17 protein-coding genes are annotated in these 18,819 nt (G+C 39.6%); 13 read left to right on the top strand and 4 right to left on the bottom strand.

Annotated elements, in window-relative coordinates:
* Positions 1-33: 33 nt before the first annotated feature.
* Together F896_RS04370 and F896_RS04375 are read right to left on the bottom strand one after the other, a co-directional pair.
* Entirely contained in the window at positions 34-906 is an 873-nt protein-coding gene (locus F896_RS04370) for a sigma-70 family RNA polymerase sigma factor (protein ID WP_016164659.1), read from the bottom strand.
* A gap of 5 nt (positions 907-911) precedes the next feature.
* Positions 912-1,343: a carboxymuconolactone decarboxylase family protein gene (locus F896_RS04375; RefSeq protein ID WP_016164658.1), complete on the bottom strand. Its 432-nt coding sequence runs from the start codon at positions 1,341-1,343 to the stop codon at positions 912-914.
* Between the two features lie 255 nt (positions 1,344-1,598).
* Between F896_RS04375 and hisD the strand changes: the two genes are divergently transcribed.
* Positions 1,599-2,888: a histidinol dehydrogenase gene (hisD, locus tag F896_RS04380; protein WP_016164657.1), complete on the top strand. Its 1,290-nt coding sequence runs from the start codon at positions 1,599-1,601 to the stop codon at positions 2,886-2,888.
* 61 nt (positions 2,889-2,949) lie between these two features.
* The gene (gene hisC / locus F896_RS04385) at positions 2,950-4,035 is read left to right on the top strand and encodes a histidinol-phosphate transaminase (protein WP_016164656.1); all 1,086 of its coding nucleotides are present in this window, start codon (positions 2,950-2,952) and stop codon (positions 4,033-4,035) included.
* A 14-nt stretch (positions 4,036-4,049) separates the two neighbouring features.
* Here the strand turns inward: hisC and F896_RS04390 are convergent, their stop codons facing one another.
* Entirely contained in the window at positions 4,050-5,393 is a 1,344-nt protein-coding gene (locus F896_RS04390) for an anthranilate synthase component I family protein (RefSeq protein WP_016164655.1), read from the bottom strand.
* Between the two features lie 509 nt (positions 5,394-5,902).
* On the opposite strand from F896_RS04390, the gene F896_RS04395 reads away from it, so the two are divergent.
* The 6 genes from F896_RS04395 (at position 5,903) to F896_RS04420 (ending at position 14,293) form a co-directional block, all read left to right on the top strand.
* A complete protein-coding gene (locus F896_RS04395; protein ID WP_016164654.1) occupies positions 5,903-6,862 on the top strand; it encodes a putative pilus system protein FilA in 960 nt (319 codons plus the stop codon).
* Positions 6,863-7,285: 423 nt separating this feature from the next.
* Positions 7,286-8,119 (top strand): putative pilus system C39 family peptidase FilB, encoded by an 834-nt coding sequence (locus tag F896_RS04400; RefSeq protein WP_016164653.1) that lies wholly within the window; start codon positions 7,286-7,288, stop codon positions 8,117-8,119.
* 45 nt (positions 8,120-8,164) lie between these two features.
* The gene (locus F896_RS04405; protein WP_016164652.1) at positions 8,165-9,313 is read left to right on the top strand and encodes a putative pilus system protein FilC; all 1,149 of its coding nucleotides are present in this window, start codon (positions 8,165-8,167) and stop codon (positions 9,311-9,313) included.
* Positions 9,314-9,328: 15 nt separating this feature from the next.
* Entirely contained in the window at positions 9,329-10,993 is a 1,665-nt protein-coding gene (locus F896_RS04410) for a putative pilus system OmpP1/FadL family transporter FilD (RefSeq protein WP_171069714.1), read from the top strand.
* Positions 10,993-12,255 carry a putative pilus assembly protein FilE gene (gene filE / locus F896_RS04415; RefSeq protein WP_016164650.1) on the top strand — a complete coding sequence of 421 codons (1,263 nt, stop codon included), beginning with the start codon at positions 10,993-10,995 and terminating at the stop codon, positions 12,253-12,255. Before F896_RS04410 ends, filE begins: the two co-directional genes overlap by 1 nt.
* A 19-nt stretch (positions 12,256-12,274) precedes the next feature.
* Positions 12,275-14,293, top strand: a complete 2,019-nt coding sequence (locus F896_RS04420) for a putative pilus system protein FilF (RefSeq protein ID WP_016164649.1) — start codon at positions 12,275-12,277, stop codon at positions 14,291-14,293.
* Between the two features lie 43 nt (positions 14,294-14,336).
* On the opposite strand, the gene F896_RS04425 is transcribed toward F896_RS04420, so the two are convergent.
* Positions 14,337-14,885: an NUDIX hydrolase gene (locus F896_RS04425; RefSeq protein ID WP_016164648.1), complete on the bottom strand. Its 549-nt coding sequence runs from the start codon at positions 14,883-14,885 to the stop codon at positions 14,337-14,339.
* 121 nt (positions 14,886-15,006) lie between these two features.
* Here F896_RS04425 and F896_RS04430 point away from each other — a divergent pair, with 121 nt between their 5' ends.
* The 5 genes from F896_RS04430 to F896_RS04450 all read left to right on the top strand — a co-directional run bounded on the left by F896_RS04430 (position 15,007) and on the right by F896_RS04450 (position 18,641).
* Complete coding sequence (locus F896_RS04430; protein WP_171066435.1) at positions 15,007-15,621, top strand: CoA pyrophosphatase; 615 nt, start codon at positions 15,007-15,009, stop codon at positions 15,619-15,621.
* Between the two features lie 23 nt (positions 15,622-15,644).
* On the top strand, positions 15,645-16,172 hold the full coding sequence (locus tag F896_RS04435) for a gamma carbonic anhydrase family protein (protein ID WP_171069713.1): 528 nt from the start codon (positions 15,645-15,647) through the stop codon (positions 16,170-16,172).
* 131 nt (positions 16,173-16,303) lie between these two features.
* Positions 16,304-17,002 (top strand): tRNA (adenosine(37)-N6)-threonylcarbamoyltransferase complex dimerization subunit type 1 TsaB, encoded by a 699-nt coding sequence (gene tsaB, locus F896_RS04440; RefSeq protein WP_016164645.1) that lies wholly within the window; start codon positions 16,304-16,306, stop codon positions 17,000-17,002.
* 8 nt (positions 17,003-17,010) lie between these two features.
* Positions 17,011-17,832, top strand: a complete 822-nt coding sequence (locus F896_RS04445) for an undecaprenyl-diphosphate phosphatase (protein ID WP_004655558.1) — start codon at positions 17,011-17,013, stop codon at positions 17,830-17,832.
* A complete protein-coding gene (locus tag F896_RS04450; RefSeq protein WP_016164644.1) occupies positions 17,832-18,641 on the top strand; it encodes a class I SAM-dependent methyltransferase in 810 nt (269 codons plus the stop codon). The genes F896_RS04445 and F896_RS04450 overlap by 1 nt, the downstream gene beginning before the upstream one ends.
* The last annotated feature ends 178 nt before the right edge of the window (positions 18,642-18,819 follow it).

Below are 18,819 nucleotides of genomic sequence, written 5' to 3'. Positions count from 1 at the left end.
ATTGAATAAAAAGGTCAGCTTCGGTTGGCCTTTTTATTTGAGTTTATCTGGATTACGTAAAGAATAAATACTTTGCAGCTGTTGCTGATCATTGAAAGCAAAAGTAAGTACCATGACACAACAATGGTCTGAGTCATAGAGTTTAAAACCGACACTGCCATTGATATGGCACATTTCCCAAGAGAGCTCTATCCACGCCTGAAAAAGCAAGCGTTCAAAGAAACGTAATATAGGCGGTTGGCCAATGAAAGGCTGTCGAATAGCGGAGACTTTACCACCGCCATCTGCTGCAAATTGGATATCGTCACTAAGTAATTGTGTGAGTTGATTCAGGTCATGTGAATGAATGGCGATCTTGAATGCATTGAGTAAGTTGATTTGCTGCTGAGTCGGATGATTCGCGAGAACATTCGGTTCATCTGCAATACGTTTTCTGCTGCGGGCCACCAATTGTCGACAATTACTTTGTTGTTCCCGAAGAATTTCTGAAATTTCAACATAGTCAAGATTAAAGATGTCATGTAGTAAATATGCCGCACGTTCTTTAACTGAAAGTTTTTCAAGAACTAAAAGGAAAGCGGTGGAGAGGGTATAGTCGGATTCGACCGAGAATGTTTCTGTATGATGATAGGGTTCAGGTAACCATGTTCCCGTATATTCAGTTCTAGATCTGTGGTGAGCACGGAGTAGATCAATGCAATGGCGTGTGCATACAGAGGTCAGCCAAGCTTGAGGGTTGAGAATATCTTGCTTAGGTTGCTGCTGCCATTTTATAAAAATATCCTGTAAAACATCTTCCGCATCACTTGTTGTTCCTAATAGTCGATAAGCAAGACCGAACAGAAATGTTCGGCTTGTCTCAAAAATCGTTAAATCATGTTGGCTAATCATGCCTGATGCTTTCATAGATGTTAATGCTGTGAAATTGCAACTCGATTCCACAAATTAATCATGCCAATCAGTAAAGTTAAAGCTGAAATTTGTGGCTCACTGAAATATTTCAAAAGCGTTATGCGTAACGGTTCATAATCAGTGAGCGGGTGTAAAGTCGTGAGTGCTTCAACCCAAGCAAAGGCGGCTTTTTCCTGATCCGTATAATCATTGCAATGTCGCCATACCACCAAACGGTCCAAACGTGATTGTATTTCACCATCTGCCAAAGCTTCTGTGATATGCATCTTCACACAAAAAGCACAACCATTGATTTGTGAGGCACGTAATAGAACAAGATGATAAAGCGAGCGATCTATCAGAGCTGAATCGAGAATATTTTGATGGACTTGATAGAGGTGATGAATTGACTCGGGCAAATGTTTTTTCGGATGAATATTGAGTGTCGTCATTATAGTGTTCCTGATTAAAATCAACGGGGGTATTCATTTGACGATTCAGCCTTTTGTTTTGTGACAAATGGAATAAAAAAATTTAACTTTTGTTTTTGATAGCTAAATGTTTTGATTAAAAAGATAAAAGTAGAAATTATGGATTGATCGAAGAACCCTCTCTTTCTGATTGATTTTTTTAGCCTATATTGTACCCACAAGTACACTGAAAAAGAGTAAACTTAGCGCTCTCTTATTCGCCTTGTGGGTAAATTGATGCGACGTTTATCGACTCAGGATCAAAATTTTAAACAGACATTTGCTGAACTTTTAGCATTTGAAACGGTTAATGATCCTCAATTAATACAAACTGTAGATCAAATTATTGCTGATGTTCGTCAGCATGGTGATGATCATGTGCTTAAATTAACGCAACAGTTCGATCGACATCCAGCGCATCAATTCTCTGACTTAGAACTGACTCAAACACAACTTAAAACCGCATTTGATGGCTTAAGTGTTGAAATCCGTGAAGCATTAGAACTTGCTGCAAAACGCATTCGTTCTTTCCATCAAGCACAAAAGCAGGAAGGTTGGACGTATATTGATGAGTTAGGCAATACCTTAGGCCAAAAAGTCACACCGCTGGATCGTGTTGGAATATATGTGCCTGGCGGATTAGCCTCTTATCCATCATCGGTACTCATGAATGCTTTGCCTGCACATGTAGCCGGTGTACCTGAAATTATCATGGTCGTTCCTGCGCCAAATGGTGAGTTGAATCCATTGGTATTGGCAGCTGCTTATTTGGCAGGTGTAAGCCGAGTATTTACTATTGGTGGTGCACAGGCTGTTGCTGCATTGGCTTATGGAACACAAACCATTCCTGCGGTAGACAAAATTACGGGGCCAGGCAATCGATTTGTAGCAGCCGCAAAACGTGCTGTCTTTGGTCAGGTTGGTATCGATATGATCGCTGGACCTTCGGAAATTTTGGTCTATGCCGAAGGTGACAATAATGCTGAATGGCTAGCCATGGACGTATTGTCTCAAGCTGAGCATGATACGGTTGCACAAGCGATTTTCATTACTCCAGATGAAGCGTTGCTAAATGCAGTTGAAGCCGCGATTCAAAAGCACTTAACTGAATTACCAAAAGCCGAAATTGCCAAAACTTCGATTCAAAATCGTGGTGCATTGGTGTTGGTAAAAGATCGTGCAGAAGCAATTGAACTGATTAATCAGGTCGCACCAGAGCATTTAGAACTCTGTCTTGATGAGGCTGAATTAATGAGTCAGGAGATTCGTCATGCGGGTGCAATCTTTATGGGACGTTATACCCCAGAAGCGATTGGTGACTATTGTGCCGGTCCAAACCATGTCTTGCCGACATCGGGGACAGCGCGTTTTTCTTCACCACTCGGTGTTTATGATTTCCAGAAACGTTCTAGCTTGATTATGTGCTCTCAAGAGGGTGTCAAGCACTTGGCAAAAGCAGCGGATGTGCTGGCAGTGCAAGAAAATCTTGATGCCCATGCGCGCTCAGCCCGTTATCGTTACCAATAACCGATTCAAAGATTGATAGGGGCTAGTTAGCCCCTTTTTTAGGATACATGAGAGTAGAACAATGACGTTTACAGCAGAACAAATGCGTTTTTGGAGCCCCGAAGTTCGTGAATTAGAGCCTTATGTACCAGGTGAGCAACCTAAAATTCAGAACTTACTCAAATTGAATACCAATGAAAACCCATATCCGCCATCACCAAAAGTGGTAGAAGCAGTCCAAGCTGTTTTAGCAGATCATGCTGATGCATTACGTCTGTATCCTGATCCAGACGCGACGACTTTAAAGCAGGCGATTGCCAAACAACAGCATGTTGATGTGGCTCAAGTCTTTGTCGGTAATGGGTCGGATGAGGTATTGGCACATATCTTCAAAGCTTTTTTTATCCAGAAACAACCGATTCTTTATCCAGATATTACTTATAGTTTTTATCCTGTGTATAGCCAGTTTTTTGCAACTCAAACTAAGCAGATTCCTTTGAATGAAAAATTCGAAATTGATGTATCGGATTACGAGCAGGAAAATGGCGGTATTATTATCACCAATCCAAATGCACCAACCAGTATTGCGCTCGGTTTAGATGACATTGAACAGGTGCTTAAGGCAAATCCAGATCGTGTGGTTGTGATTGATGAAGCCTATGTCGATTTCGGTGCTGAGTCAGCGGTGCAATTGGTCAACCGCTATGAAAATTTAGTGGTTTGCCAAACGACATCTAAGTCACGTTCATTGGCGGGCTTACGCGTTGGTTTTGCCATTGCACAAGCGCATTTGATTGCGGCACTTGAAGCAGTCAAAAATAGTTTTAACTCCTATCCAATCGATCGTTTTGCGATAGCAGCAGCCGTGGCTTCATTCGAAGATCAAGCTTATTTTGAAGCGCAATGTGCCAAAGTGATTGAGAGCCGAGAAAAATTAGTGAGTGATCTCATAGCTTTAGGCTTTGAGCTATTGCCTTCGAAAGCCAATTTTATCTTTGCTACACATCCGCAACATGATGCTGCTCAGCTGGCTCAACAATTGCGTGAACAGGGGATTATTGTGCGTTATTTCAATAAGCCGCGCATTAATCAATTCTTGCGTATCACGATTGGTACAGATGAACAAAACCAGCGTTTAGTCGATACGCTTAAAACGCAAATTTTATAAATCTGTATTGACGCTTATTGTTCAGATGTCTGCCATGTATTGAGTAAATCAAGCATGGCAGAAATTTTATCAAAGCATTCTTGATATTCTGCTTCTGCATTAGAAGCAATGGTGATGCCACCACCCGCCCACATTGATAATTGATCCTGATATTTTTGAATACTGCGAATCAAGATATTCCAACAACCTGTACCGTCGAAATTAAAATAACCTAAGCTGCCACAATAAGCACCGCGCGGCGCACCTTCTAATTCTTCAATGATTTGCATGGCACGAATCTTCGGCGCACCTGTGATTGAACCACCTGGTAGGGCAGACAATAACATTTGCATTGGATTGATTTCTGCTTTTAAGGTTGCCATAATCTCGCTGACCATATGATGGACTTGATTAAAACTTTCAATTTCAAATAATTTGGTTGTTTCAACAGAGCCTGTTTCAGCATAGACACTCAAGTCATTGCGGAGCAAATCGACAATCATGACATTCTCAGCCTGATCTTTTTCAGAGTGGCTGAGTTTATCTTTTGAGATCTGATCTTGTTGTGGATCGTCAAAACGTGGCATGGTACCTTTGATTGGACGTGTTTTAATTTCTCGGTTGTCCTTGAATTCAATAAACAGTTCAGGAGAGCAACTGAGCAATTCAAAATCATTGATTTTGAGATAACCAGCATAGGGTGCTTGGGTGAGTTCCCATAAATCATGGGCACTGCTTAATAATGAGCCTTGTACATTTGCTGTAAATTCTTGAGTCAGATTAATTTGATAACAATCGCCAGCTTTGATGTATTCCTGTACTTGATCGAATGCAGTAAAGTATTGTTGTTTAGACCAGCGTGGCTGACATTTTTCATTTAATGCTATTGTTTCAAGTATGTTAGATGTATTGACCAACGTTGAAATTTGTTGATAAATGCTTTCAGCATGGTCCTCATCACTATAAAACTGCCAAACACCGTTCTCATGTTTTAAAAAACTAGAATATTGGCCCAAGAAAAAACTTGGCTGTGGGTGTGAATCAATTGTTGTAAATTGATCTGCACTATAGTCATAACTAAAGAAGCCAATGTAACCCCCTTTAAAATTATTAGCACTATTAGAGGTTGTTGAATGGCGAAATTTAGAAAATTCTATCAGCGAAAGTGCTTCAGATTTTAATTGATATTGATTGAATTGTATTTGTTGAAATTGTTGAAGTTTAGATTGCTGAAAAATTAAAAACTCTTTGGGTAAAAATGCAATAACAGGTGCACCTTGGTCATGCAAATAAACCAACCCAGTTAAATCAAACAGTCGGGACAGAAGCTCAAATGCAGATGTGGGTTGCGTGTTAAGCTTTTGCTGAAAATAAGACATAAAACGGAAAAACTTGTATCTACATTTGAAGAGAGAAATTGTACTACATCCAAAAATATCAAACTGGTGTTTATCCTACTGTTTGATGAAAAAATGGATGCTTTTGAGCGAAGATTGCTTAGATCAAATAAATGATGTATTTATCAAATTAGAATAGATAAAGCACTTTTGTTAACACTTTTTATCTGATTTTTGATGATGATAAATGGTAAATAGTTTTAACTTTGGATTTGATGTTCAAAAAATATGATAAAAATCATGAATAATTACATGTTGTTGTCACAATTTTTTTAAAAAAATGATGTTGATTGTTTTATATGCCGTTTGTCGGTTTGTGGATAAAAAGCAGTTAACAGGAGTTGAACATAAAATAACAAACAGGTAATTTAGTAATTGCTAAGCGAACTACTCAAGGATTGGAAGTTCAAGTTGTCATTTAAGAATAAAACGACCGTGGACAGTTTAGAGTAGTGTAAGTCAAAAAATAAATGCTCTTGGGAGAGTGCTCAATGAAAATGTTTACTAAACTAGCTTTAGTTTCTTCAATGGCGATTAGCGCAAATGCAATGGCTATGCAGTCAATGGATGATGCTGCACTAAGCGCTGCAACAGGTCAAGATGGGATTAATATTGGTCTTGGTATTAGCTCTGTTACGATCGATAAATTATTAATTCATGATAATGACGGTTATGCTAACAACGGTGGCGCAGCAGGTACAATTGGTTCTGGTGGTACAGGTGTTGCTGGTGCAATTGTTGTAAACAACGTTTCAGTTACACCAAATATGGCTGCATTGTTGCCTTCTCATAACTTGGCTGATTTGAAAATTGATACGGATGCTGGTACTACAGCAACGGGCGGTGCGTTCCTTAATGTTGCAGCTAAAGTATCTGGTTTGAATATTAGTCTTGGTAAAATCGAAGTTGCTGCTTCTGGAACTCAAGGTACAACAAATATCCAACGTGGCACTACTGGTGCAGCAAATGAAATCTTATCTGGCTTAACATTAAAAACAGGTACGATGGATGCGAATATTCAATTAGGTGCTGCTCCTCAAGGTGCAATGATCATGTTGAATACTACAATGACTGGTGGTTTGGAAATTACCAATCTAGGTATTAAAGATAAATCAACAATTGGTCAACAAACTTCAACAGCTGTTGCAAGTACATTGGCGGGTGAAATTCGTCTAGATAGCATTAAAGTTGCTGATAATGGCAGTAATGACATGACTGTTAAGGCAAATGTAAGTGTAGTTGGTGAAAGTGTTGCAGGTGCTAATGACGGGTTCTTAAGAATTGTGAGTCAATCTCCAGCAAACGGTACAGATATTTACATTAAAGGTGTTCATTTAGGTAGTGCGACTGCAGGTTCAATCGGTGACGTAGAAATCCAAGGTTTAAAAACTACCTATGGTTCTGGCCCTACAGCAGCTTCTGGTGCAGTAATTACGATTTCTGGTCACTAATCAGTTATCAAACAAAAAAAAGCGCATTTTGCGCTTTTTTTGTTTTTAAGTAGAGTTTTCATAATGTAAATAATAATACTGAAGGGAGTAATAACATGAGTTGTTGATTGTTTTAAATTATGGTGCTGATGTGTTGTTATTTTATGCCTATCGTTTATAGACTTTAAGTGAATTATTCGGTTTTATTTTTAAAAATAAAAAGTTAAAATTATAAATAATTGTTATAAAAATGTTTGCTTAAAGGCAATATTTGTCAAATTGTAGGTGTAATAATAAAAAAAATAACATTCTGTCAAAAAAAACCAAAAAAAAGATGTATTTTTTTATAAAAGAAGGTATCTTCATCTTGCAGGGATGTAGTGTCATAGACACTAAAAATAAGATGAATAAGGCAAGTGCTGCCATTGTTAGAAAAAGAGACTTATGTTAGAGATCGCTTTAGGCTCGGCATTGATGTATTACTTTACAACGCAAGCCTTTGAAATAGAAAAAAAACCAGAAGGATCTGTATATTATACAGAAACCTTGGATTCTCGTTATCCTTCCTTTACTCGCAACCACCGTGAAGCAGTAGTTATTAAACCTGCTACAGAGGATCAGTTTCGGGGGATCGTTCGTCAGGCTTATGATTATAGTTGTGGTTCAGCTGCCTTAACAACTTTATTAAATGGTTATGGGGGATTACGTTTAACTGAACAGCAAACAATGAGCGGTCTACTCCAGTATGGTGAGTACCAGCGTATTATTGAGCGTCGTAGTTTCTCTTTATTAGATATGAAACGTTTTGTTTCCGCTTTAGGGATTAATAGTGGAGGCTATCGTGGGGAATTTTCAGATCTTATCTCGTTAAAGCAACCAGCGATTGTTCCTATTACTTATGCTGGCTTTAAGCATTTTGTTGTATATAAAGCATATAAAGATGGGCGAGTTTACGTCGCAGATCCTGCGTTAGGCAATATTAGCTTTGATGAATCTCGTTTTAAAGAAATCTGGGATAACAATACATTATTTATTGTTGATATTCCTCAACAATATCAAAAGAGCTTATTAGCGTTGCAAGATGCGGATATGCGTCATGTTGAGGATGCAACTGTAAATCGGTACGCCCTTGCTGAAATCCAATTTCCAACGCAAAAATTTGAGCATCTTGCGGACAAAGCTTCGACAATGCGTCGAGTATTGGATGCAGATCCTAATTCAGAAACGTATAACCAACCGATAACGACTTATATGCGCTTATATTACAAGCGGAAGTAAATTTAGAAAAATCAGTAAAATTAATGTAATAGGATGCAAAGTAAAATGAATCGTACATGGATGAATATGAGTGTGTTAGCCTTGAGTTTAAGCGCAATCACATCAACACTTTACGCAGCAGAACAACCATCACCTGTTGAGCCTGTAGCATCTGGAACAGATCAGGCATCAGTAGCTGAAGTCCCAGTGAATACAGTTGCTGAAAGTCCAGCAAATCCTGTTGTAGATACCAGTGCGGTCACTGAGGGGAATCAGGCAGACCAAGCTGCGAGTGCTTTACAAAAAAAAGAAACTGATGCAACACAGGAAACTAATTTACAAGAAGTATTCACATCAAATGAGCGCCAGTATTCATTAATTAAGAAAGGTATTTTTTCATCTTATTATGATTTGGACTATACATATTATCGTGATAGTCGCCTTGATTTGGCTCTGAATGATAGTAATAGCTCATTATCTAGATTACGTGTAGAAGAAGATGCTAACCATACTTTAACCAATACGTTTACGGTTCAGTATGGTTTATTAGACAATGTAACGTTATCTGCTTCGTTACCTTTTGTGGCGAAAAAAGAATTATTGAAAGACCAAACAGCTGCAGGTTTAGGTGATATTAATTTTGGTGCGCGTTGGGAACCTTTTCCGTTAAAACAGGGCCGTTTGCCTTTGGTTCTATTTGGTAGCTTATCAACTAAAACAGGTGACAGCCCATATGAAGTAGGGGTAGATGAGCTATCAACAGGTAAAGGTTATTATTCAGTTGGTGCTGGAGCAAGTACACGTAAATATATTGACCCTGTCGTATTGTTTGCATCAGTTTCAACTAGTTATGGTCTAAAGGAGTCTGGACTCAATCAATTGCGCGGAAGCCGTGTTTTAGAAAGTTTTGATCCAGGTCTCAGCGGTGGATTCTCTTTTGGTTTTGCCTATTCATTTAACTATGACGTGTCATTGACCATGTCATATCAGCAAAGCTTTAATACCGGGGCTAAATTCTATTTCGAGAATGATGAAAGCTATAAATCTGCTGACCAGAGTAGTGCTATGTTGTCATTTGCTTTAGGGGTGCGGGTATCACCTGAAACAATTGTCAATGGTACTGTCGGGATCGGTTTAACGGAAGATGCGCCAGATGTATCACTAGGCTTATCTTTCCCGCTTGATATCATAGGTTTTGGTAAAAAAGCTCGTTAAGGAGATGTAATAATGGTGAAACACCTTAAATTATGTCCATTAACGATAGCGATTTTTTTTGCTGGGCTATCGAGTGCTACCCATGCACAACTCGGACAAGACCTATCTGTAGATTTACGTTCTTTATCACTAGGGAATGCAGTCACCGCAGATCCCCCTGGAATTAGTGCAGTTCACTTCAACCCTGCAGCACTTGCTAAACTGGATGGTTTGCAGACTGATGTGCAAGGGATTCTAGCTAACTTTGCTATTAAACGAGATTATGCTGCGCCAGCTGGCTACAATGTTTTTGGCTATTCGGATGATCCGATTGTTTGTAATGATGGGCCTGAAGTAGACTCGAATATTTGTACTGACTTTAAAGGAACGGTAAGTGGTGATGTTGAATATGCCAGTATTTATGTACCTGTTTTAAAGAAAATTGTAGATTTAGGACCGAACTCCCCATTAGTTGCACCGACGGCTGGTATTTCTTATAAACCACCTGGTTCAAAAGTAACTTACGCAACTGCAATTTATGCACCACTTGTAGCTGGTTTCGGTGCAGAAGATGGTAATCCAAGTAACTATATGGGGCAGCAAGTTGCTCTAGAGCGAATTACCTATTTGTCGCCTTCATTTGGTTATCAGGTCAATGATAATTTATATCTTGGCGCTTCAATCGGGATGTCCTATCAAGCCATTGCCATGAAAACGGATTTACGTTTCCCAAACGAGCTGATTGGGGTATTACGTATGGTCGATGAAGTCGTTTGTGGGCCGTTTAAGCAAAATGGCGACATTATTACAGACCTCTTACTGTTTGGTATCTGTAATGCTCAACAAGGGATGGATCCTTTTAGTAAGGTCGGATCTCTGGATGTTTCACTGGAACAGTCCTTAAGTCCAAGTTATAACTTGGGTTTATTGTGGGAACCTACGGATGATTTTAGCTTCGGGATGGTGTACCAAAGCGAAGCGAAGATGCGGTTAAAAGGTAAATATTTAATTAATGTTGCGGAAGCGCCACAACAATTAATTGCCGGGTTGAACTCATCTGCGACAGGTCAGATTCTTGCTGCAATTTTAGGATTCCCAAGTTATGCACCCCCAATAGAATCTGGGTTGTTAGCAATGGATTTTAAATATCCACAGCATTTTAAAGCTGGGATTAAATATAAAATATTCCCTGATTTACAAATGAACTTTGATTTAGGTTGGACGGATTTCTCTGCTTGGGACAAGTTTAAATTTGAATTTGATCGCCAAATTTCTTTGTTAAAAGTTGCTAAGCTTTTATCTAACGATGTAACCGACCGATCATTATCTTTACCATTAAAGTTTCAGTCTTCTTGGCGTTGGGGGATTGGCTTTGAGTATTCCGCAACAGATCGCTTGAAATTACGTATGGGCTATGAGCCTCGTACTAGTTCAATTCCTGATGATAAACGAAATACCATGGTGCCGATTAACAATGCACAATTGTTCGGTTTAGGGATCGGTTATCGTTTTGATCAGGACACAGATTTAGATTTATCACTTGGCTTTTTACGTAGCCGTGATGATATTCCTGCAAATACCAGTAGTCTTTCAAACCAAACAGGGGTGAATAACCTGTTATTAAACCCTTATGCTGGTTTGAACGTCAAAACAAATACAAAAGTAACTTTACTCGGGATTAACTACAGAACAAGATGGTAATGCAAAAGAAAAGGACTCAGCAATCGGCACTTGCTATTTCATTATTACTTTTAATGGTATCAAGTGTTTCGACTGTTTATGCGGATGGTTTCTATACGATTATTGGTCCAGATGGTCGTCCAATGGTTGTGCCTATGAAAATTGGAAAAAAAGAAGCAGAGCCTCGTAAGCAGCAACAGGAACCTCCTCATGCTGAAAAAGCATCACAACCAACTATTACTAAGAACAATCCAGTCGAGAGTGTAATTGTACCGCTTGAACAGAAAAGGGCGGTAGAATCCCCTAAATCATTTGAAACCAAGCAAAGCCAACAAAATACAGCGAAAAAGATTTTAATTGAGTCAAAAGTCCCAGAGCCTAAAGTTATTGAACGAGCAGTCGATTCATCTAAAACGACGAAGATAGTCAATAATGAATCTGGAAAAGAATCTTCAGTACCAACTAAAAAATTAACAGAGACACAAGTATCTTCCAACTCTTTGACGATAGAGAAGCCAACAGTCGAAAAAATACCAACGGTTGTAGAAAAAACACCATTAACTAAAAGTGTTTCTAATTCTTCAAATGGAACGACCTCAATAGTTGGATTTAATAAGGTTGATGGTGTTGATTATGTCAATAATGAATATTTAGAAAATCAAGAATTTAATTTGGATGGAAAAAAACGCTTTTATACGATACCTGACGGCACTGGGCGTACTGAAACGATAGAACGAAAAAAAGGAGTAAGCCGGTCAGTTCTTGATAAACTTTTAAATCGATCACAGCAGTCAGCAGCTCCAATTGCGTTATCTGGCACTTATATCCGTTTATCGAGTGATGATCTAAAATCAGCTTTTGAAAATGATCGTTGTTTTTTAGAGAGTTATAAGAAATCAATCAAAACGCTGACACCTAAAAAAGATATAGGATTGTGGCCGAGAAAGCCGCTTAAGGAAAAATTTGAATATGAGCTAGTGAAACTAGACTCTTCTATTCAGTATATGCAAATTGATTCATATTCTTCCAATAATGAAAAACCTGTTTATTACTGGCCTTTAGTTGTATTTTTGGATGAAAAAGGGTGTATTGAAGAGGGTGTAAGTGGATTTAAAAATAGTAAAACTGCTGCGACAGTGTTACAACATTCGGGTATCCAAGGTGTGATAAAAGTACCAGTAGGTGCTCATTACATGATGATGACGCCATTAGCATCGGCGGTCGATGTTTCTGAACAAGAACTTTCTAATCAAGGACAGATAAAAATTTCTGTTTTACAGTAATCATGGATAGGATTAACCAATGATGAACAAAAAAAAATTATTGCCATTTGCGCTTTCAACGTTGGCTATTTTTTTACATGGTTGTGGTGGTGAAAGTGCCAAAATCAATGAAGACCCTAATAAAGGTGTAACAGGGGTAACTTCAAATAGCAGTTGTGATATTACTTCGACGGATTGTTTACAGTTTGTTCTAGATTACCCAGTAGCGGGTTTAAATTTTGATTGTAGCAGTGATAAGGTCAATCACTTTGCTACAAAACTAGACGGCAATATCGTTACAGGTGCGTGTAAGCTCGGTGATACGGTAACTTTTTATCTTCAAGGTGCTGAAAGCCCAAGAAAAATTAGTTTAGGTACAGTTCAATTAGATAAAATTACAAAAACAAAAGTAGCAGCAGTACCTGCGCGAATCAGAATTCTTGATTTAGCAACAGGTTTAACGGGACAGACACCTGCTAGCTTAAGTATCAGTGATGACACGATCAGAGTTGCCATGGCTTTGGCTAAAATTTTTCAGAGTCAGAGTGTTGCAAATGATATGAATGTCATTGGTGATGTACAACCAATTGAGTTCACCACGGAAAAGAAAAATACGCTTGCTGCTATCAGTCGTGATATTGGGAGCACTGAATTAAGCAGTGGCGCATATGTTGAAATTTTAAAGCCATGGTTAGATGTAAGCAAAATTAATGATGAGCAGGCTTTTGCCGTTGTCACACAATTACTCAATTTAAGTAATGTGGGGATATTGTATGCAGAGTTACCTCTTTTTAAAGCCGGTAGCAATGGTACAGTTGTGGAAGTTCCTAATGAAGGAAGTGGTATATTTCCTGATGGTCTTTTTGGATGTAATAGAGAGGTTTATAAGGACTGTCTCAATATCGGTGGGGACAACGGGGCTAGTTTACGGCACTCGATGGGGCGGTTTGAATTATTAACAGACCGTCAAGGCTATACGATTGGTTATGGTCAGCAGTGGCGAGGAAGCCCGATTATTACCAATGGTGTTGTATCTCCGCCTATCGTATTGCTTGGAACAACGAAACCAGAAAAGCTGCAAATTAAAGCACAAAAAGAATGGTTTAACTTGGTTAATCAAGAGATTAACTCGAATCAGCCACTACGTTTTACATTAAACAATAATACAACTGAAGATGTGTTAATGACACAAGGTAAGTTAATTAATGGAACCAATATCGCCAGTACTGAAGCTGTCTATAGACAGTTGATGAAACTTAAATCGACGGACCCATTTAACAATGCAAAAGATTTGGGTTTATGGCAGCAAAGTGTCGCTGGCATTAACTATAAAGGGGTAACCGATGTATTTAAGGTCAACCCAGCTAGTTATTTACCAAAAGATGTCTTTACTACAGAAGCGAATGTTAGATCGGGGCAGCGTTATGCATTCCCATTATACGCAACTCTGACTTTTAAATTTCAAGAGACCACCCTTCCATCAGTTGATTTAGGGATTGTAATTGATGAACACGGTGATATTCGCACTGATATTAAAAAGGATGCAACCGCAACAGATATGTCAGGGAGCTGCGCCAAAGCAGAACCACAAGCAGATGGTACATTTATTGATGAGTATGGTGTAACACAATATCGAGTGGGTACGACAGGTGGGGCACTTTATTCAGCGAATGATAAATCAATTACTGTGCGTATGATTTTAGCAAATCCAAAATTTGGTGCTATTGAAGGTGTATTACTAGGGTTAAACTTTACCTCCTTAAATGGTCAAAATAATATTAGTGGTGCGAAAATCAATGTGCATAACTTATTAAATGGCCAAGCCACAGGAATTAACTTAACCAACTTCTCAAATAATACGGTTTCTTGGTTGAATAATTCTGCTTTATATCTGACCGCTTATATCAATGCTTATGATAAAGAAGGAACAGATAAGAGCAAGTTTGTTGAACCAACGGCTCAAGAGCGTGCTTTTGCAAAAGGTTATCAAGGAACTGCGAGTATTCGTATCGCAGATCAAAATCGTCCTGCATGTAATGCCATTAAAATAAAGTCTTAAGTGAATGCTTGAAAAAAAGACCGCAATTGCGGTCTTTTATATTTTAACCCGTATGGTCGAGTCGGGTTCCCAGTGTTTCCAGATGGGGAGGGAACTGTCCGGTTTTACGATCATTAAAATAATGTCGGAGTGTTTGTTCTACACTTGGAAAAGCCAGTTCAGTCCAAGGAATTTCATGTTCTTCAAATAGACGACATTCAATACTTTCTTCACCAGCACCAAATAAGCCTTGTTTTAATTGTGCTTTGAATAAAACATAAATTTGCCCGATACGTGGGATATTGTACATACAATACAGTTGTTCGATTTCTACTTCGGCCTCAGCTTCTTCACGGGTTTCTCTTGCAGCACCTTGCTCCATGGTCTCAAATAATTCCATATAACCAGCAGGTAAGGTCCACAGACCATAGCGAGGCTCAATTGCGCGGCGACATAACAGCACTTTGTCATCCCAAAGGGCCAATGCACCGCAAATCACTTTGGGATTTTCGTAGTGAATATTGCCACAATGAGTGCAGACAAGTCGTGTTTTATGATCACCGAGTGGAATTTTTGCTTCAGTTTGATGTCCACACGCAACGCAAAAGCTCATAATTATCATCAGCCGTAGAGATAGCTCAGCATAACTGAATTTTGATGACTTCGCATCATGATCTATGATTGCAGTTAAAATTTCAGCTATGATGCTGGATAAGGAAAAAGAGAAAAAAGAGATGAGTCATATGGAAGAACCATCGTTAATACAGCTTTTACAACAACGGTTGCGTTTTTCCAAGCGAATCCAGCAGGCGGATGCTGCTGTTTTGATTGCCATTACCCAAGAACCGCAACCGAAAGTTCTACTGACACGCCGTTCAATGCAACTGTCTCAACATGCAGGGGAAGTATCTTTCCCTGGTGGCAAACGTGATCCGAGTGATACCAGTAATATCGTGGTAGCTTTACGTGAGGCTCAGGAAGAAACAGCTTTAAATCCATTTGATGTGAAGCTGCTGGGTGATTTACCGATTCAGCGTGCGCGGAGTGGTCTGTCTGTCAAACCCATTGTGGGATTAATACCCGCTCAAGTCGATTTAATAGCTCAACCTACAGAAATTGATCGAATTTTCTTTGCACCATTACAAGAATTGATGGATGCCCCCCCTTTGCCTTATGAAGTCCGTCTAGCACGACAGTCGCTTTATTTTCCAAGTATGCAGGTGGAAAGTGAAATTGTGTGGGGACTTACGGCTCGCATGTTAATTTCTTTATTTCAATATGGATTGGGTTATCAAAAGAATTGGCCATTCTTGGTGAATCCGCCTCATTTTGGTTTATCTAAATTCTAATTTTTTAAGAGTTATTTATCATGATGTATACCTATCAAGGATTGAGTCCAAAAGCTTTACATGAACCTTGGGATGGTTGGGTTGCACCCACGGCGACCGTGATTGGTCAGGCTGAATTAGGACGTCAGGTCAGCATTTGGTTTGGTGCCGTGGTTCGTGCTGATAATTGCGTGATTCGGATTGGTAACTTCTCTAATATTCAGGAAAATGCAGTACTGCATACCGATGCAGGCATTGAGCTGAATGTAGGCGAATATGTCACGATTGGGCATAAGGTGATGCTGCATGGTTGTACGATTGGCGATAATTCCTTAATCGGTATGAATGCAGTGATTTTGAATAATGCTGTGATTGGCAAGAATTGTATTATTGGAGCCAATGCACTGATTCCTGAAGGGAAAGTGATTCCAGACAATTCAGTGGTGATGGGATCACCGGGTAAAGTGGTGAAAACGCTGGATGAGCAGGGGGTTGCCCGATTGCGTTTAAGTGCATTGCATTATGCAGAACATTATAAAAATTTCTTAGATTTAGAACCGTTCCAGTTCTAATTATTTCAGTTTAAGAAGCCAAGTTTATGCTTGGCTTTTTTATGGTGATAAAAACACAATAACTCGCCTATCGCGTTTGAGTGGAGTATGATACTCGACGTTTTTTATCTCTTTTTCTCTAAGGTTTTTGCATGAAGTTGCTTGCATTGGAAACTGCAAATGAGCAGTGTTCTGTTTCATTAATTGATGATACTCAAGAACTCTATTTTCAATTGGATGAGCGAACCAAGGCACAAACTCAAACCATTTTACCTTTAACTGAACAAGCCTTGTTGCAAACCAATACGCAATTGGCCGACTTAACTGCAATTGCATTTAGTCGTGGTCCAGGTTCATTCAGTGGTGTGCGTATCAATGCGGCTGTAGCACAGGCACTCGCGTGGTCGCAAGATTTACCTGTGATTCCTGTTTCAAGTTTACAAGCTTTGGCGCAGGCGGCTTATCGTCTCAATGGCTTAGAGCAGGTGACGGCCGTTCTCGATGCGCGTATGCAAGAAGTCTATATTGCCAATTTTAGTCTAGATGAGCAGGGCATGATGCAGGCCATTGATGATGAGAAATTGTTAAGTTATGAGCAGGCCACGGCGTATTGTCAATTTACAGCGATTGGTTCAGGTTCAGAATTAATTAAGCCAACTGACTTAGACTCAGAAGCGGCTTCCATTCAGCACACGTCAAATGTCAACATCAAGGCAACGGCACAGGACATTGCAACGATTGCACGCATGTATGCGGCACAACAAAAATGGGTTGATGCTGAATATGCGCTGCCTGTGTATTTACGTGATGATGCTTGGAAAAAAATTCCCGAACAAGGTAAAGCGAACTAAGGTTAATTATGGATCTTTTATTGCTATTTAAAGCAGCAATTATGGGATTGGTGGAAGGGATTACTGAATTTCTACCAATTTCAAGTACAGGGCATTTGATTTTAACTGGTCAACTGTTGGATTTCTGGACGGTTGAAAAACGAGATATGTTCGCGGTGGCTGTACAGATTGGTGCAATTGCAGCCGTGATCTATGAATATTGGGGTAAATTGTGGGGTGCACTGATTGGTGCATTAACAGGGCAAGAGCAAGGTCGTCGTTTAAGCCTGAATCTGATTATTGCCTCGATTCCAATTGTGATTATTGGTTTGACCTTCGGCGATGTGGTCAAAGCCTATTTATTTAATGCGATTACCGTTGCAATTGCCTTGATTGTCGGTGGTTTTATTATTTTATGGGCGGAACGTCGTCCACATCAGATTGTCACTCAAGAAGTGGATGATCTGAGTTTTAAACAAGCGACTTTAATTGGTTTGATTCAGTGTCTGGCTTTGATTCCCGGAACGTCTCGTTCAGGCTCGACCATTATTGGCTCATTATTCTTAGGCGTATCACGTAAAGCTGCGGCAGAGTTTTCCTTCTTTTTAGGGATCCCAGTGCTGATGGGCGCAGGCTTATTGGATATGTACAAGATGCGTCATGAGTTGCATAGCAATGATATGGCTGTATTAGGCGTAGGAATCATTGTTGCCTTTGTTTCTGCTTTGGTGGTGATTCGCGCTTTGATTCGTTATGTGTCTAAACATGATTTCACCGCATTTGCGTATTATCGCATTATCTTTGGTTTGTTTATTCTTGCAACATGGTGGACAGGTTGGGTGCATTGGTAATGCAAATGCTATGTTGGTATCCAGCGGAATATGCACAGCCGTTTCAACAACTGCAAACCCGTTTGGCTGAACTGAATGTGCAGCTCAACGGGCAAGTAGTTGAAAAGATCAATGCACGGTTTTTACGTTTGAATCCTGACATGGCATTGGTTTTGGATGAGGATGGGCTCAGTCTCGCTGCCAATGGCATGAAAATGCAGCCCGATTGGCGTGCTGAAATTCCTCGCCTAAAAAGAGCCAGCCTAAAATCTGAAATGATTGCCAGAGCCTGCCAGTTGGGTGAAAAGCCAACCTTAATTGATGCCACCGCAGGTTTAGGGCATGACAGTTTATTGATGGCCCATCTGGGGGCGAATGTTCGTTTAGTTGAGCGCCATCCGATTCTGTTTATGCTATTGGAATATAGCAAAGCCAAAGCTGAGCAAGATCCATTTTTGCAAAGCTCTATGCAGCGGATTCAGTTGATTTATGCAGATTCTAATACCTATTTACAGCAATTGGCTCAGCAAGGCGAGCAGGTGGATGTGGTGTATTTAGATCCAATGTTCCCACAGCGCGATCAGAATCAACAGGCAGTCAAAAAACAGGCACAAGTCAAAAAACAAATGCAATTGCTGCATATGTTGTTACCTGAAGATGGCGAGATGGATTTAGGTGATCAGCTGCTACATTTGGCTCAACAGATTGCTAAACGTGTTATTGTGAAGCGTCCACGTCATGCAGTTTATCTGGCAGATCAAGCCCCTGATCATCAATGGTTAGGTGATGCCTGCCGTTTTGATGCATATTTTCCAAAAGGTCAAATTTGAATCAGAATTGAATGATTGTTTGGCTTGCGTCAATGCTCGGTAAAGATTTGTGATATAGTGCAAAAGCATGATTGCTAAAAAATTCTTGTCGAGCTTACACTACAGTCGCGCATCGCGTTTTTTAGGAAAAGTACTGTCCATTCAATGATTAGAATGGCATATTTTCAGTTTAGGCTTG

The organism is Acinetobacter genomosp. 15BJ (assembly GCF_000400715.1).
Classification (GTDB): domain Bacteria; phylum Pseudomonadota; class Gammaproteobacteria; order Pseudomonadales; family Moraxellaceae; genus Acinetobacter.
This window is presented reverse-complemented; position numbering and strand designations above follow the sequence as displayed.